General features: G+C 66.3%; 15 protein-coding genes and 1 pseudogene. 1 reads left to right on the plus strand and 15 read right to left on the minus strand.

Translation table 11 applies throughout. The annotated features are described in order from the left end of the window. The coding region (locus KH616_RS04885; RefSeq protein ID WP_292237823.1) for a Tn3 family transposase at window positions 1–2518 on the plus strand (2518 nt) is incomplete at its 5' end. Between the two features lie 6 nt (window positions 2519–2524). Here the strand turns inward: KH616_RS04885 and KH616_RS04890 are convergent. From KH616_RS04890 to KH616_RS04960, 15 genes and pseudogenes are all read right to left on the minus strand, one after another. Then, on the minus strand, window positions 2525–2803 hold the full coding sequence (locus KH616_RS04890) for a DUF4148 domain-containing protein (RefSeq protein WP_292237824.1): 279 nt from the start codon (window positions 2801–2803) through the stop codon (window positions 2525–2527). Between the two features lie 449 nt (window positions 2804–3252). Next, window positions 3253–3498: a DUF2274 domain-containing protein gene (locus tag KH616_RS04895; protein ID WP_023114203.1), complete on the minus strand. Its 246-nt coding sequence runs from the start codon at window positions 3496–3498 to the stop codon at window positions 3253–3255. Continuing rightward, window positions 3495–4763, minus strand: a complete 1269-nt coding sequence (locus KH616_RS04900) for a TrbI/VirB10 family protein (RefSeq protein WP_023114202.1) — start codon at window positions 4761–4763, stop codon at window positions 3495–3497. Before KH616_RS04900 ends, KH616_RS04895 begins: the two co-directional genes overlap by 4 nt. 2 nt (window positions 4764–4765) lie before the next feature. Next, window positions 4766–5755: a P-type conjugative transfer protein TrbG gene (trbG, locus tag KH616_RS04905; RefSeq protein WP_023114201.1), complete on the minus strand. Its 990-nt coding sequence runs from the start codon at window positions 5753–5755 to the stop codon at window positions 4766–4768. Then, a complete protein-coding gene (gene trbF / locus KH616_RS04910; protein WP_023114200.1) occupies window positions 5752–6456 on the minus strand; it encodes a conjugal transfer protein TrbF in 705 nt (234 codons plus the stop codon). The genes trbG and trbF overlap by 4 nt, the downstream gene beginning before the upstream one ends. 12 nt (window positions 6457–6468) lie before the next feature. Continuing rightward, the gene (gene trbL / locus KH616_RS04915; protein WP_292237825.1) at window positions 6469–7854 is read right to left on the minus strand and encodes a P-type conjugative transfer protein TrbL; all 1386 of its coding nucleotides are present in this window, start codon (window positions 7852–7854) and stop codon (window positions 6469–6471) included. After that, entirely contained in the window at window positions 7851–8171 is a 321-nt protein-coding gene (locus KH616_RS04920) for a hypothetical protein (protein ID WP_023114198.1), read from the minus strand. Before KH616_RS04920 ends, trbL begins: the two co-directional genes overlap by 4 nt. 12 nt (window positions 8172–8183) lie before the next feature. Then, window positions 8184–8909, minus strand: coding sequence for a P-type conjugative transfer protein TrbJ (gene trbJ, locus KH616_RS04925; RefSeq protein WP_023114197.1), 726 nt, complete (start codon window positions 8907–8909; stop codon window positions 8184–8186). Next, window positions 8906–11357: pseudogene (gene trbE, locus KH616_RS04930) on the minus strand (conjugal transfer protein TrbE). The gene trbJ and the pseudogene trbE overlap by 4 nt, the downstream one beginning before the upstream one ends. 15 nt (window positions 11358–11372) lie before the next feature. Further along, a complete protein-coding gene (locus KH616_RS04935; protein WP_023114195.1) occupies window positions 11373–11645 on the minus strand; it encodes a VirB3 family type IV secretion system protein in 273 nt (90 codons plus the stop codon). Next, window positions 11642–12025 (minus strand): TrbC/VirB2 family protein, encoded by a 384-nt coding sequence (locus KH616_RS04940; protein WP_023114194.1) that lies wholly within the window; start codon window positions 12023–12025, stop codon window positions 11642–11644. Before KH616_RS04940 ends, KH616_RS04935 begins: the two co-directional genes overlap by 4 nt. Then, window positions 12022–13074, minus strand: a complete 1053-nt coding sequence (trbB, locus tag KH616_RS04945; RefSeq protein ID WP_023114193.1) for a P-type conjugative transfer ATPase TrbB — start codon at window positions 13072–13074, stop codon at window positions 12022–12024. Before trbB ends, KH616_RS04940 begins: the two co-directional genes overlap by 4 nt. Continuing rightward, a complete protein-coding gene (locus KH616_RS04950) occupies window positions 13071–13535 on the minus strand; it encodes a ribbon-helix-helix protein, CopG family (RefSeq protein ID WP_003111089.1) in 465 nt (154 codons plus the stop codon). Before KH616_RS04950 ends, trbB begins: the two co-directional genes overlap by 4 nt. Next, window positions 13532–15532, minus strand: coding sequence for a conjugal transfer protein TraG (locus KH616_RS04955; protein WP_023114192.1), 2001 nt, complete (start codon window positions 15530–15532; stop codon window positions 13532–13534). Before KH616_RS04955 ends, KH616_RS04950 begins: the two co-directional genes overlap by 4 nt. A gap of 311 nt (window positions 15533–15843) precedes the next feature. Further along, the gene (locus KH616_RS04960; protein ID WP_023114191.1) at window positions 15844–16344 is read right to left on the minus strand and encodes a hypothetical protein; all 501 of its coding nucleotides are present in this window, start codon (window positions 16342–16344) and stop codon (window positions 15844–15846) included. Window positions 16345–16350 lie beyond the last annotated feature (6 nt).

A 16350-nucleotide genomic window follows, 5' to 3' on the forward strand; every position in this document is an offset into this window, starting at 1 on the left:
CCAGAAGCGCATCATTCTGCCGGCGTTGACCGTCATCGAGCGCGCCTGCGCCGAGGCCGTGACGAGGGCGAACCGGCGGCTCTATCGCACGTTGATCGAGCCGCTGGAGCGCCACCACAAGCGCTCCCTGGACAACCTGCTCAACGTCGCGCCTGACATGAGCATCACCTGGCTCGTGTGGCTCCGCCAGTCGCCGCTCAAGCCCAATTCCCGCTACATGCGCGAGCACATCGAACGCCTCAAAGTGTTCCAGTCGCTCGCCCTGCCGGACGGGCTGGGCCGCCAAATCCACCAGAACCGGCTGCTGAAGATGGCCCGCGAAGGCGCGCAGATGACGCCGCGCGACCTGGCCAAGTTCGAGGATGAGCGACGCTACGCGACGCTGGCGGCGCTGGCCATCGAGGGCATGGCCACCGTGACGGACGAACTGGTCGACCTGCACGACCGAATCATGATCAAGCTGTTCAGCGCCGCCAAGAACAAGCATCAGCAGGACTTCCAGAAGCAGGGCAAGGCGATCAACGACAAGGTGCGGCTGTATTCGAAGGTCGGCCGAGCACTGGTTGAAGCCAAGGAATCGGGCGGCGACCCATACGCCGCGATCGAGGCGATCCTTCCATGGTCTGAGTTCGCGCTGAGCGTCACCGAGGCCGGCCAGCTGGCGCAGCCCGAGTCGTTCGACCACCTGCCGCTGGTCGGCGACCAATACAGCACGCTGCGCCGCTATACACCCGAGTTCCTGGATGTGCTCAAGCTGAAGGCGGCGCCGGCCGCGCAAGCGGTGCTCGACGCAATCGACGTGCTGCGCGAAATGAATATGACCGGCGCGCGCAAGGTGCCCGACGACGCACCAATCACTTTCGTCAAGGCGCGCTGGAAGCCGTTCGTCATTACCGACGAGGGGCTTGACCGCCGTTTCTACGAAATCTGCGTGCTGTCGGAGTTGAAAAATTCGCTGCGGTCCGGCGATATCTGGGTCCAGGGATCGCGCCAGTTCCGCGACTTCGAGGAATACCTGCTGCCGGCGGCGAAATTCGGCGCCATGAAGACAGCGTGCGAACTGCCGATCGCGGTCAACCAGGACTGTGACCAATACCTGCATGACCGCTTGTTGCTGCTCGAACAGCAACTGGCCAAGGTCAACCACCTGGCGCTGACCAATGAACTGCCCGACGCGATCATCACCGAAACCGGGCTGCGGATCAGCCCGCAGGATGCCGTGGTGCCGGAAGAGGCCCAGGCGCTGATCGACATCACCGGCGGCCTGCTGCCTCGTATCAAGATCACGGAGCTGCTGATGGACGTGGACGACTGGACCGGATTCACCCGCCATTTCGTCCACCTCAAGAGCGGCGAACAGGCCAAAGACCGCACGCTGCTGTTGTCGGCGATCCTGGCCGACGCGATCAATCTCGGTCTGACCAAGATGGCGGAATCTAGCCCGGGGGCGACCTATGCGAAGATGTCCTGGTTGCAGGCCTGGAACATCCGGGACGAGACATATTCGGCGGGCCTGGCCGATCTCGTCAACGCCCAGTTCAAGCATGCGTTCGCCGAGAACTGGGGCGACGGCACGACGTCCTCGTCGGACGGCCAGCGCTTCCGCGCCGGCGGACGGGCGGAGAGTACGGGCCACATCAACCCGAAATACGGCGCCGAGCCGGGCAAGCTGTTCTACACCCACATCTCGGACCAATACGCCCCTTTCAGCACCAGGGTGGTCAACGTCGGCGTTCGCGATTCAACCTATGTGCTGGACGGCCTGCTGTACCATGAATCGGATCTGCGCATTGAGGAGCACTACACTGACACCGCCGGGTTCACGGACCACGTGTTCGCGCTGATGCACTTGCTCGGGTTCCGCTTCGCGCCACGCATCCGCGACCTGGGCGACACCAAGCTGTACGTGCCCGGCAAGGTAGCGGACCACCCGGCACTCCGCTCCATGATCGGCGGCAGTTTGAACATCAAGCACCTGCGCGCTCATTGGGACGACGTGCTGCGCCTGGCCGCCTCGATCAAGCATGGCACCGTCACGGCCTCCCTCATGCTGCGCAAGCTCGGCAGCTACCCGCGGCAAAATGGCTTGGCGATCGCGCTGCGCGAGCTGGGCAGGATCGAACGCACGTTGTTCATCTTGGACTGGCTCCAGAACGTCGAGCTGCGCCGCCGCGTGCACGCCGGTTTGAACAAAGGGGAGGCGCGCAACGCGCTGGCCAGGGCGGTCTTCATTCATCGGTTGGGCGAAATCCGCGACCGGACATTCGAGCAACAACGGTACCGCGCCAGCGGCCTGAACCTGGTGACGGCCGCCATCGTGCTGTGGAATACGGTCTATCTGGAGAGGGCGACGCAGGCCTTGCGCGAGTCGGGCAAGCTCCCCGATGCCCGCCTGCTGCAATTCTTGTCGCCCTTGGGCTGGGAGCACATCAACCTGACCGGGGATTACGTCTGGAGGCAGAACCGGAAGGTCGATGAGGGGAAATACCGGCCGCTGCGGGACTTCAAAGAGCGGTGATAGGGCTTAGCGCCCGATTTTTTCCGTTTTCCCTGTTCGCCCGCTGATTGGCAACAGGCCATCGTGATAGGCCTGAATCAGTTCCTGCCGGACCTGCTCCCGGGTCTTGCCCTGCGAAGCAGGGTTCCCGGATTGGCTCACGGTCGGAGCCGGCGAGACAGCGGCAGTGTTCGATACGGGATTGCTGTTTTGAGCGACGTTGGGATAGTCGTGGCCGCTATCGGCGAAAGCGGACGTGGCAGCAGATGCGGCGACAACCATGGCAGCGACAATTCGAATATTCATGTTTTCTCTCCGTTGCGAAACGTGGAGCCTCCATATGCGACTCCAATGAGACACATTCTGGAGAGGTGGCTCTGATTGAGCCGTGACGTGAAAATGATCTTTTGGTCACGCGGCGTTCATCTCCGATCGCACCACTCGAAGACGCGAAACCCGCGTACAAAAAAGTGCCGGTGTCAAGTCTTTCGCGCAAATCACGCAGGGCTTGAAACCGTATATGGGACAGTAGGTTAGCTCTTTTCGGGGCCGCTTTGCAGAACCGCGGCTTCGTCGGCTAGGAGCCACATAAGAGCGTCGGGAGAGAAAGCCGCATCGCACCGTGTCGTGCTGGATTGCCGAGGAACGGCGGGCCTGTCGCGTCATCATAGCCCAAGAGGCTTGGCGGCATCCAGAATGAAGAACGCGCAGCCGGTGGCTGCGCGTTCGATGGATGCCGTTGGTATGTGACGCCATCATGTCGGCTTCGATGGCGCGCTCCGGGTCGCCGTGCCCTTCCTGAATCCCCGATCCCCCGCCATGAACGCCTCCAGCATGTGCGGGATCAATTTCTCTGCATCGACCGCCTCGCCATACGCCTGCGCGTGCAGCGAGGCGTAGCGGTCGAGGTCGGCTTTCAGGCTTGCCGGGCAGGCAAAGGTCAGCTTGACGCTCTCGGTCTTGGGCAGCGGCCCGAGCCGCAACTTCTTGGTCATGCTCATTGCGAAGCACCCCGGTTGAAGAACAGCGGCTGGTACGGCCGCAGCACCAGATCCCGGTTAACGATGATGCGAACCGGCAGGCCCGGCCGGCTGGTCAGCGTCGGCTGGATGTTCATGTTGCGCCGGGTGATCTCCTGTCCGACTTGATTGATGCTGTCCTGGGCGCTATCACGCCCGGCGATGACGATGCGGTTGCCGTCCTGGCGGTTCTCCGGCGCGGCCAGTTCGGCGCCCACGCCCAGCAGCGTCGTCAGCACCGCGCCCGAGACGATGCGCTTCCAATGCCAGTCCACGTCGTCCTCCAGGCCGGCGTAGCCCGCTGGATCGGTGCCCACAAGGTTGTCGAGCGTCAGCGATGAGGTATCCGGCAGGATGACCCGGTTCCACACCACCTGCACGCGGCTCTGCCCATAGCTGACCTGGCTGTTGTACTTGCCCAGGATGCGCGACCCCTGCGGGATCAGCAGGAACTTGCCCGTGGCCGTGTCATAGACCGGCTCTGTGACGGTGGCGATCACATCGCCCGGAAGATCGGACTTGATGCCTGTCACCAGCGCCCCGGCGATCACGGTTCCGGCCATCACCTGATACGGCGACGCCGGCAGTGCCAGATGGCCGGAATTGCGGGTTTCCGTAGAACCGGCTTTCAGGAACGCCTCTTTCTGGTCTTGCCGGTTCTGCACGGCGGTCGGATCGGATGGCTGCGCCGCCGTCGAGGCCGGCCCGGGGGCGAGCGGATCGAAGGCCGCGAGCGTGCTTGCAGCGCCAGGCACACCCGGCGCTGCCAATGCCACCGTGGCCGCGGCTTGGCCGCCCGAGCGGAAGAACACCGACGAAGCCGCAGCGGCCTCCGCTTCCTTGCGCAAAGCGTCGTTGGGATCATGGCCGGGGGCCGCGTAAGCGGCCACGGCTGGCTGCTGCGAGTTCACGATGGCTGGCCCCAGGTCGCCCGGCAGCGGCGGCCCCAGCTCGGGCACCTTCGGCGGCAGCTTCGAGTAATCGGCCGGCAGGCCATCCAGCCCTTCGGACTTCGAGACGCGATCGACGTTGTAAAGCTCGGTCTGCTCGCCCGCGCCCCGCCGGTGCGGCTGCAATGACCAGATCGTGGCACCGAGCACGGCGACCGACAGGCCGCCGACGAGGGCGGCCAGCGTGCGCCGGTTCAGGCGCGTGACCGGGCGCGGGCGGGCGCGCAGCGCCACCGCCTCGGGCGCTACCTTGCCCGCCTGCGGCGTGGCGAGGTCGGGGGTGTCGTCCTGGCTCATGGTCAGTTCCTCCGCGTTCCGTCGGTGCGCTCGATCCGCACCACGTCACCCTTGTCCCCGCCCAGCCGCAACTCGGCAGCGCCGAACAGGCGATCCACGATGAAATACGGCGAGCGGAAGCGGTAGTTCACCAACTGCCCGTCGCCCTGGGCACCAATGACGAACAACGGCGGCAGCTCGCCTTGTGCGATGCCCGCCGGGAACTGGATATAGACCTTCGCGCCATCGTCGAAGGCGCGCAGTGGCTTCCAGGGCGGATTGCTGCCGCTGATCGTGTAGCGGAAGCGCAGGTTCTCCAGCGACAGCCCGGTATCGACCGGCGCGGCGGCGCTGGCCGCCTGCGCCTGGCGCTGCAAAGCCAGCATCCGGTCGCGCGGGTACTCCCACGACACGGATGCCATCCATGTTTTCTCGGTCGAAGCCAGCTCCAGCAGGTACGTCCTGCGGCTGGTGGTGATGACGAGATTGGTCTTGAGGCCCGAGCGGATCGGCTTGACCAGCACGTTCACGCGCAGGTCGGCACCGCTGCCGCTGGACGTGTCGCCCACGATCCAGCGCACGGTATCGCCGGCGGCCACCGTTACCAGCTCCTCACCCGGCTGGAGCGAAACCACGGTCACGCGGCCCACGGCCGCATAGACCTGGTACAGCGCGCCATCGGTGAAGGGCCACACCTGAATCGCGTTGACGTAGCCCTCGCGCGTGGGCGCGACGCGCGCCTCGGCATTGGCCCGCGAGACGCGCACCTTCTCATCGGCCGGTTCCGGCACCGGCTTGGCATCCTCGGCTTCGGGCAACGGCTGCAACTGCGCCGGCATCGGCAGCACCTCGGGCACAGCCACCACCTCTACCGGCGCGGGCGGCTCGGGCAGCGGCTGGGCCTGTACTGGCTCATCGAGCGAGATGACCGGCGGCGGCCTGCCCTGCGTGGCGCAGCCCGCAAGGGCAGCGAGCATCAACGGCAAAGCGAAAAAGCGGAAAGACAGGTTCATGGTTTTACTCCTTCGGAAGAATCCAGTTCGCGGCTCCACGACAGGCCATTGACGTAAATGCCGAGAGGGTTCTTGCGCAGGCGTTCCTCGGTGCGTGGCGTCTGCTGCACGATGGAAATCACGGCGTTCCAGCGTTCAGTGCCTGCGGCGGCGCCGTTGACGTAGCGCCGCTCCGTCCAGCGCACGTTGAAAGACGTGTCGCTGGCACGGGTCACGCTGGCAATCTGCACCGTCACCGACTCCTTGCCGATGCGCGCGAACGGGTCGTTGACCCGTGCGTAGTCGTTGAGCACGGCCGCGCCCTTGTCGGTCGTGTAGTCGTAGGCGTCCAGCCAGTTCTGGCGGACGACAATGGGGTCGATGGACAGCGAGCGCACCAGCGTCACGAAGCGCGCGATGTGGTGCGCGGTCTGCGCATCGTTGGGCCGGTACGGCGTGGCGGCTTCGCCCACGGCGCGCACCTGGCCCGCGTTGTCCACCTCCACCACGTAAGGCGTCACGATGGACTGCGCCGAGCGCCACACCAGGCCGCCGGCCATCAGAAGTGCGAGCGTGAGGCACCCGAAGGCCATCAGCCGCCAGTTCTTCGCCTGCACACGCGGCGAGCCGATACGGTCGTCCCACACCTGGCCGGCAGCTTGGTACGGCGTGGCAGGCTGCGGCGTGTCGGCATAGCGCACCTGCGGTTTCTTGAATCGCATGGTCAGTTCTCCTTATGAATCGGAATCGCGCAGGCTTGGCCCTTGGCCGGAGCCGCCGCCATCGCCACCGCGCAGCGCGTGGGCGGTGGTGGTCGCGGCATGGGTGAGTTGCTGGCGGCGATGCAGGCGCTTGGCCCAAGCGGGCTGTTCCTGTTTCTGCGCCGTAGCGGCGCCGGATGCGGCCTCGCCTGCGGCACCCTGACCGGATGCCGCGCCCGCGCCGCTATCGGCAGCAGCGCCATTCCAGCCAGCGCGGAAGGGAGCGGCCATGCGTTGCCCGGCAGCGGAAGCGCGGGATGCAGCGCCTCGCCCGGCTGCCTGCGCGCCGGTCTTGGCGACGTTGCCCAGGCCCGCCATTGCGCCTTTCGCACCACCACCTGCGGCGGCGGAGCCGGCCTGGAACGCCGATTTCGCACTACCAGCCGCCGACGTGGCGGCACGCGCACCAGCGCCGGCCAGCTTGGCGGCAGCCGGGGCCATGCGCGCGCCAGCGGCCACGGCACCGCCTACGCCCGTCGCAGCGGCGCCAATGGCGACGGCCGTGCCGGCAGCGCCGACAGCAGCACCGGCCATTGCGCCCGCGCCGAGTTGCGGCGCACCGGACACGAGGCCCGTGGCAATGCCGGGGCCGAAGATCCCCAGCGCCAGCAGCGTGAGTGAGGCCAGCATGATGACCAGCGCGTGGTCGATGGACGGCTCGGCGGGATGGACTTGGAACTGAGCGAACAAGCCCGAGCCGATCCCGACGATCACGGCCAGCACCAGAACCTTGACGCCGGAGGCCACCACGTTGCCTAAGACCTTTTCGGCGAGGAACGCGGTCTTGTTCCAGAGCGCGAATGGCACCAGCACGAATCCGGCGAGCGTGGTCAGCTTGAACTCGATCAGCGTGATGAACAGTTGGATCGCCAGCACGAAGAAGCACAGGACCACGACCAGCCACGCGAGGAACATCACCACGATGGGGTCGAGGTTCACGAACACTTCGGGAAAGCCCGCCATCTCGCCGATCTGCTCCAGAATCGGCGCCCCGGCGTCGATGCCGGTTTTCGCCAGCCGGCCCGGCTGCAAGAAGTTCTCCATCGTGATGGCCGAGCCGGTGGCGGTGATGCCCAATCCCGCAAACGAGCGGAACACGATGCTGGCCAGCCAGTTGAAGTTGTTGATGATGTAAGCGAAGGCACCGACGTAGAGCACCTTGCGCAGCAGCTTGGCGATCACGTCCTCGCCCTGGCCGGTGGCATGGCTCATGGCCCAATACAGGCCGGCGATCGTCATGTCGATGACGATTAGCGTGGCCGTGAGGAACGCCACTTCGCCCCGCAGCAGCCCGAAACCCGAGTCGATATAAGCGGCAAAGGTGTTGAGGAACTGGTCGATGATGGTCACGTCATTCATGGCGTGTCCTCCGGTTCGGCGGGATCGGCCGGCGCCATGCCATCGGCCGGCTCCTCGAAGCTCGGCGGGATCGGCGGCAGGTCGGCCAGCGTCTGGTACTCATCCGGCCCGGCCTGGCCGGAGAAGAAGCGCCGCCGGAAGGCTTCGGCGGCGGCACGGCAAGCATCCTCGCCCGTGGCCTGCCGGTCGGCCGCGCATTGCGCGCGCAATGCCTTCAGCCGCACGGGATCGGCGGCCAGGGCATCGGCAAGGTGGTCGGCCGGCTGCTCGCCGCAAGCGGCCAGCAGCGCGACACACAGGACGAGGACGCATCGCATGGCGGCCTCCCGTCAGTTGCCGTAGAAGTTCACGGGCTGCGGCGTGTACGGCGTGCCGTCGCCCAGGAAGCGCCGCCGCACCTCGCGGGCGCGCTCCGTGGCAGCCGCCTGCCGCGCCAGTTCCAGCGAGGCGGCCCGGTCTTGCGTGATCTGGAGCCGCTGCGACTGGATCGACTGCTTGGCCTGCAAGGCGAGCAACTGGTTCATGGCCTGCATCGCCTGCAAGGCGCCTTGCGCCGACTGGCTCTTGCCCACGAGGTCGGCCAGCACGCTTTCGTCTTCGCCCAGGTTCTGCGACACCTGGGCCTGCATCTGCATGGTGGTCTGCAAGCCGTGGAGCGTGTTCCTCCAACGCTCCTGCGCGTCGCGGTACATCTGGTCGCCGCTGACGGTGGCGGCGTACTGCTCGGGATACAGGCGCGCGAACTCCCGATCCAGATTCGTCACGTCGTAGGCCAATCCTCGGGCCTGGTCGATCAGCCGCTGCGTGGTCGCCAAATTGGCGCGCAACTGGCCGACCACGCTGGACGGCAGGCTGGCGAGGTTGCGCGCCTGGTTCATCAGCATCTGCGCTTCGTTCTGAAGCTGCTGGATCTGGTTGTTGATCTGCTCCAGCGTGCGGATCGCGGTCAGCGTGTTCTGCACGAGGTTGGTGGGATCGACCACGACCCATTGCGCATGGGCGGTGGCGGTGCAAAGCATGGCCGCGATGGCGGCCGCGACAAGGCGCTTCTTCATGGCAGGTTCTCCAGGGGTTGGTCAGCGAGCACCCGGCGCGAGGCCGGGGAACGAGGGCAGCAGGTCGGCCGCCCAATCGAGGCCGCGGTGGCGAAGCCAGGCACCCGCGAAACCGGGCACGCCGGCGTCCAGCAGCACGCGGTCAATGTCGCGCTGGTCTTGCGGCGTGGAAGCGCCCGCGAAGGCCAGCGCCGCCGGCCCCAGGTCGAGGTCGAACAGGCGGTTGCCGAGGCGGGATTGGTAGTAGTAGTCGCGCTTGGGCTGCGCGGTGGCGACGATTTCGATCTGCCGCCTGTTGAGGCCGAAGCCCTCGTAGATCGTGCGAATCTGCGGCTCGGTCGCCTGCGGGTTGGGCAAGAAAATCCGACTCGCGCAGCTTTCGATGATCGCGGGTGCGATGCTCGAATCCTTGATGTCGGCAAGGCTCTGCGTGGCGAATATGACGCTGACGTTCTTCTTGCGCAGTGTCTTGAGCCACTGGCGGATACGCGCGGCAAACACCGGGTCATCGAGGAACAGCCATGCTTCGTCGAGGATCAGCAGCGTGGGCGCCCCGTCGAAGCGTTCATCAAAACGCGCAAAGAGGTAATGCAGCACGGCCATGACGGCGGCCTTGCTGTGCATCAGCTCCTCCATCTCGAAGCACTGCACGTCGGCCGTGCCCAGCCGGTCGTGGTCGGCGTCCAGCAGCTTGCCGTGGGCACCGCCGAGCACATAAGGCGACAGCGCCTGCCGCAGCGTGTTCGATTGCAACAGCACGGAAAGCCCCGTCATCGTGCGCTGCTCCACCGGCGCCCCGGCGAGACTTCCCAGCGCCGACCAGATAGCCGCCTTCTCGTCGGGGCCGACCGCCACGCCTTCGTGCAGCAAGCGGCCTTCGATCCATTCGGCGGCCCAGGTGCGGTAGCCCTCGCGGTCGATGCGTGCCAGTGGCTGGAAGGCGATTTCGCCATCCGTGCCCAGGTCGTAGTGCTCGCCGCCCAGGCCCAGGATCGTGGCCCGCATCGAGCGGCCCATGTCGAAGGCGAAGATGCGCGAACCGCGATAGCGGCGGAATTGCATCGCCAGCGTGGCGAGCAGAACCGACTTGCCCATGCCGGTCGGGCCTGCGACCAGCGTGTGGCCCACGTCGCCGATGTGCGTCACCAGCCGGAACGGCGTCGCGCCATCGGTGCGCGTGACGATCAGCGGCGGGCCGTCGAGGTGGTCGTTCTTCTCCGGCCCCGCCCATACCGCCGACACCGGCATCATGTGGGCCAGATTCAGTGTCGAGACGATGGGCTGGCGCACGTTGGCGTAGGCGTTGCCCGGAATGGACGACAGCCACGCATCCACGGCGTTGAGCGCTTCGGGAATGGTCACGAAGCCCCGGCCCTGGATGACGCGCTCCACCATGCGCAGCTTCTCGTCCGCCACGGCGGCGTCCTCGTCCATGACGGTGACGGTCGCCGTCAGGTAGCCGAAGGCGACTTGATCGCTGCCCAACTCCTGCAAGGCAGCGTCCGCATCGGCGGCCTTGTTGTTGGCGTCGGTATCGACCAGCGGGCTTTCCTGCTGGAAGATCGCTTCGCGCAGCAGCGCGATGACGTTCTTGCGCTTGGCGAACCACTGGCGGCGCAGGCGGGAAAGTTCTTTCTCCGCCTCGGCTTTGTCGAGGCAGAGAAAGCGCGTGCTCCAGCGGTACGCAAAGCCAAGGCGGTTGAGGTCATCCAGAATCCCCGGCCAGGTCGAGGTCGGGAAACCTCGCACCGACACCACGCGCAGGTGCTGGTTGCCCAGCATGGGCGCCAGGCCACCGACCAGCGGCGAGTCGGTCAGCAGCGCGTCGATGTGGAACGGCACTTCGGGCACGCCCACGCGATAGCGCCGCGTCGAGATGGTCGCGTGCAGGTAGGTCAGCGTCTGGCTGTCATCGAGCCAGGCGATCTCCGGCATCACGCCGTCGAGCAGGTCAAAGACGCGATCCGTTTCCGCGACGAAGGCTTGCAGCCGCCCGCGCCAGTCCACGCCGGTCGTCGGCGTGTTCTCGTAGAGCATCGTGGCTGCACGGGCGCGGGATTCTTCCGGCGGCAGGTAAAGCAGCGTCAGGTGATAGCCGCTCTCGAAGTGATTGCCCGATTCCTCGAAGGCGGCCCGGCGTTCTTCCTCCACCAGCCACGAAAGCGGCTCGGGAAACTCCGAGCGCGGATAGTCGGCGGCGGCGTGGCGCTCGGCCTCGATGAACAGCGCCCAGCCCGATCCCATGCGACGCAGCGCGTTGTTCAACCGCGCCGACGTGGCGATTAGCTCGCCTTGCGTCGCGCTGTCGAGGTCAGGCCCGCGAAACCGGGCCGTGCGCTGGAAACTGCCGTCCTTGTTCAAGACGACGCCCGGTGCGACCAGCCCGGCCCAGGGCAGCCAGTCGGCAAGCAAGGCCGGGCGCTGGCGGTATTCGGCGAGGTTCAGCATCGCGGCGTCCTCCCCTCACACGTCCAGCAGCGGGCGGTGCTTGATGTGCCGGGCGAAGACCTGCATGAACTGCGGATCGACGCGCGCGCCCCATACCGCCAGCGAATGGCCGACAACCCAGAGCACCACGCCCGGAATCCACAGTTGCAGGCCCAGGCCGACAGCGGCGGCCAGCGTGCCGTTGGCGATCGCAACGGTGCGCGGCGCACCGCCAAGCAGAATCGGCTCGGTCAGCGAGCGATGCAGCGGCACCTCGAAGCCGTCCGCGAAGGTGTCCGGGGCACTCATACGACGGCCCCGCCGGAGAAGCTGAAGAACGACAGGAAGAAGCTCGAAGCTGCGAAGGCGATGGACAGACCGAAGACGATCTGGATCAGCTTGCGGAAGCCGCCGGACGTGTCGCCGAAGGCGAGCGCGAGGCCCGTGGCGATGATGATGATGACCGCGACGATGCGCGCCACCGGCCCCTGGATGGATTCGAGGATGGATTGCAGCGGGCCTTCCCACGGCATCGAGGAACCGGCGGCCTGCGCGGTTCCGGCCAGGAACAGCAGTAGCGCGGCCAGCAGCAGCCCTTGCCCCGCAGGGCGGGCCAGGCAGCGCAGCCGCGCAAGACGCAAAGCCGGATTTGCAGAAATACGGAAAGCAGGAATGGTCATCTGCGTCATGGCAGTTCTCCAAGTGAGTCAGGGGATGGGGAAGTCGCCGCAGCGGGTGCGGCATCGGGAAGTGGCGGCAGCTCGGGAAACGGCGTTTCCAGTGCATCCGCCAGTTGGTAGCCCACGCCGTCGAAGCCGACGACGCGGGCGATGTTCTCGATGCGGCGTTTGCGCCCGCGCCCGGCGATGTGGATCACCACGTTGACCGCCTCGGCGATCAGCGCACGGGGCGGATTCACCGCCACTTCGAGAATCAGTTGCTCCAGGCGCAGCAGCGCGCCGAGCGCGGAGCCGGCATGGATCGTGGCGATGCCGCCGGGGTGGCCCGTGCCCCACACCTTGATGAGATCCAGCGCCTCGGCACCGCGCACCTCGCCGACGACGACGCGATCAGGGCGCAGGCGCATGGACGAGCGCACCAGTTCGGTCATCGACACCACGCCTGCGCGCGTGCGCAGGGGAACGTGGTCGCGGGCCGCGCATTGCAGCTCCACCGTGTCTTCGAGCACCAGCACGCGGTCGCCTGTGGCGGCAATCTCGGCCAGCAGCGCATTGGCGAGTGTGGTCTTACCGCTGCTGGTGGCGCCGGCGATCAGGACGTTCTGCCGCTCGCGCACGGCGCGAACGAGAAAGCCCGCCTGCGCGCTGGTCATCATCCCGTCGATGACGTACCGCTCCAGCGGAATCACGCCGATGGCGCGTTTGCGCAGCGCGAAGGCCGGCCCCGGCGCTGCCGGAGGCAAGATGCCCTCGAAGCGTTCGCCGGTTTCGGGCAACTCGGCGGACAGCAGCGGCTGGCCGCGATGGACTTCCGCGCCGACGTGGGCGGCGACCAGGCGGATGATTCGCTCGCCGTCCGCCTCGGGCAGTTCCACGCCCATCGGCGCGCGCCCGCTGGAAAGCCGATCTACCCAAAGGGTGCGATCGGGATTCAGCATCACCTCCACCACGTCCGGGTCTTCGAGCGCAGCGGCGATCAGTGGCCCCATCGCCGTGCGCAGCATCTGGATGCGGCGGTCGAGCGACGTGGCACTCATGGACTGCGGAACGGCGCTCATGACGCACGCTCCTGCGCTTGCGCGGCTGCCGCCGCGTCTTCCATCCGCATCGGATCGGGATGCAGTTCCTCCACCACGTCGCGCACCAAGCTCCGGCCCCGCAGCAGGTGGCGACCAAGCTGCTCGGTGAACTGCTCGAAGCGCGCCTTGCCCTGGGCGCGCGCCGCGTCTTGGTGCGCCTCGGGAACTGGCGTGCTGACGGTCAAGTAGTAGCGGATGAACAGCGCCAGCGTTTCGATGGCGATGTTCTGGTCGCGCTCCATGCGCTCGGCCTGGCGCGACAGGCGATCAAGCCGCTTGGCGATGGCCGCCTCGCGCTGGTCGGCCGCATCGGGTGAAAGCCACGATGCGAGCGCCGCCGCGACGATGGACGACTTGGACACGCCTTTCTTGGCGGCAAGCTCATCGAGCCGCTTGGCGTGCTCAGGCTGGATAAAGAGATTCAGGCGGTAGTGGCTCATAGCTCGATTCCGTCGTTGGGGTCGAGGGAAGCCAGCCGGGCCGTGCGCTGCATGGCTGGATCAAGCTGGCGAGGAAGGGGAAGCGGCAGGTCGTCGTCGTCGTCGAGCAGCGCGAGGTCGGCCGCGGTCGCGGCCAGCTCGGGGTCGTAGGCGACGGATTCGGAAAGCTCGGGCTGGCGGCGCGGGCCGCCGTCATCCGTGGAACCCAGGCCATCGGCGGATGCCGTGGCCGATGCCTCGGGCACGGCAGGAATCGCCAGCCCGCTCCAGTCGTCGGGGCGCAACGGCGGCGCATCGGCGTACTGCCCGTCCGCCAGCGTGGGCGGTGGCAGTACGCGGCGCTTGAAATTGGCGTCCGCGTAGTAGCGCAGCTTCTTCGCCTTGATCGGCGCTACGCTGGACACCATCACCACGGCCTCGTCGGGCGGAAGCTGCATGACTTCGCCCGGCGTCAGCAGCGGGCGCGCGGTTTCCTGGCGCGACACCATGAGGTGGCCCAGCCACGGCGCGAGCCGGTGGCCCGCGTAGTTGCGCTGGGCGCGCAGCTCGGTGGCCGTGCCCAGCGTCTCGGAGATCCGTTTGGCCGTGCGCTCGTCGTTCGTGGCGAATGTCACGCGCACATGGCAGTTGTCGAGGATGGAGTGGTTTTGCCCATACGCCTTGTCGATCTGGTTGAGCGACTGCGCGATGAGGAAGCTGCGGATGCCGTAGCCCGCCATGAAGGCCAGCGCCGTCTCGAAGAAGTCCAGGCGCCCCAGCGCAGGGAACTCGTCGAGCATCAGCAGCAGCTTGTGGCGGCGCTCGATGCCATCGGAGCCATCGAGCGATTCGGTGAGGCGCCGCCCGATCTGGTTGAGGATCAGGCGAATGAGCGGCTTCGTCCGCGAGATGTCCGAAGGCGGCACCACCAGATACAGCGATACGGGGTGCTCGGCGGAAATGAGGTCGGCGATGCGCCAGTCGCAGCGCGAGGTGACTTCGGCCACCGTGGGATCGCGGTACAGGCCGAGGAACGACATGGCGGTGCTCAACACGCCGGAACGCTCGTTGTCCGACTTGTTGAGCACTTCGCGCGCCGCCGATGCGACGACAGGATGCGGGCCATCGCCGAGGTGCGGCGTGGTCATCATCCGGTGCAAGGTCAGCTCGAAAGGGCTGGCCGGATCGGAGAGGAAGTTGGCGACGCCGCGCAGCGTCTTGTCTTCGCCCGCGTAGAGCACATGCAGGATGGCCCCGACCAGCAGCGCGTGGCTGGTCTTTTCCCAATGGTTGCGCTTCTCCAGCGCACCTTCGGGATCGACCAGAATGTCCGCGATGTTCTGCACGTCGCGCACCTCATGCGCACCGCGCCGCACCTCCAGCAGCGGGTTGTAGGCCGCCGACTTCGCATCGGTGGGGTTGAACAGCAGGCAGTGGCTGAAACGGCTACGCCAGCCGGCGGTGATCTGCCAGTTCTCGCCTTTGATGTCGTGGATGACGGCGGACGCAGGCCAGGAAAGCAGTGTCGGCACCACTAGGCCGACACCTTTGCCGCTGCGCGTGGGCGCAAAGGTCAGGACGTGTTCCGGCCCTTCATGGCGCAGGTACTGGCGGTCATGCTGGCCGAGGAAAACACCGGCCGGCTGCGTCAGCCCCGCCTTGCGAATGTCATCCGCGTTCGCCCAGCGTGCCGAGCCGTAGGTCGTGACAAGGCGCGATTGGCGCGAGCGCCAGATCGACATGCCGATGGCGACCACCACCGCCAGCAGGCCGCTGCCGCCCGCGATGGCGCCGCCGGTATCGAAAACGCGCGGCGCGTAGGCATCGAAGAAGAACCACCACTCAAACAGCTTCCACGGGTGGTAGATCGGTGTGCCAAGAAGATCGAACCAGGGCGAGCCAAGGCGTAGCTGATAACCAAGGGCGGCTGCTGTCCATTGTGTGGCGCCCCACACGCCGGCGATCACGATGCCGAATACCACGGCGATCTGACCGAACAGCACGTTCGTCCCTTGCATTACCTGGCCTCCGATTTCTCCTGCGCTTCTTCCTCATGGAAAGCGCGGCACAAGGACGTGCCGCTAGCGTCAGGATCGGTGCCGGGTCAGTGCCGGTCAAAGACCGTTTCGAGCAGAAAGGTCGAGCAAAAAGACAGAATTCGCGCGGCGTCGAACCAAAGAAAAACGCCGCAAGAGATAGCGCATTGCGGCGTGTCGAACAGAAAATTGAAGCCGATGCGGCGTAACCGGTAACGAGGCGGCGTCCTTGTTTGTCTACCCTCGGGGTGGTAGGCGAGATACGACGACGCCGGCAGGGGTCAAGCAGAAGATCACGGCCGAGTCGGCACGGCAGCGTAGGCGATGCACTCCACGAGATTGAGCGTGGCGAGCAGCAAGGACTTCTCTGCGTCGGTCCTGACCCCGAGCAGATCGTTCTCCTCCAGGTAGCCGTACGCGAACGCAAGCAGGTAGGGCTCTCGATGCTCGTCGATGTAGTGCTGGATCGTTCGTTGCAGCGACCGGCGACCCGACCCGTGAGTCGATCGAATTCGCCGCGTCAGGCGCCGCAGACAGCTTTCCTGGGTGTCCTCGGAGATCACCGGCCAGGTATGCCCTGACGTCTTCATCGCCTGGTAGGCCACGAGCAGGATGTGTATCGGCACGTCCATCTGTGGGAGGCTGACTCCCATTCGCTGCAAGACCAGGACCGAGGCCAGCAGGTTGGGTTGATGGGCGAAGACCTCGTCGGCGAGCTGCGCCTGCTCGGCCAAGCCCATCGCGTCGACGGCGATCGCCGCCTCGGCCAGCACGGCTTGGGTGATCACGGCCATGGCAGC

Source organism: Burkholderia sp. (genome assembly GCF_018375725.1).
Lineage (GTDB): Bacteria > Pseudomonadota > Gammaproteobacteria > Burkholderiales > Burkholderiaceae > Burkholderia.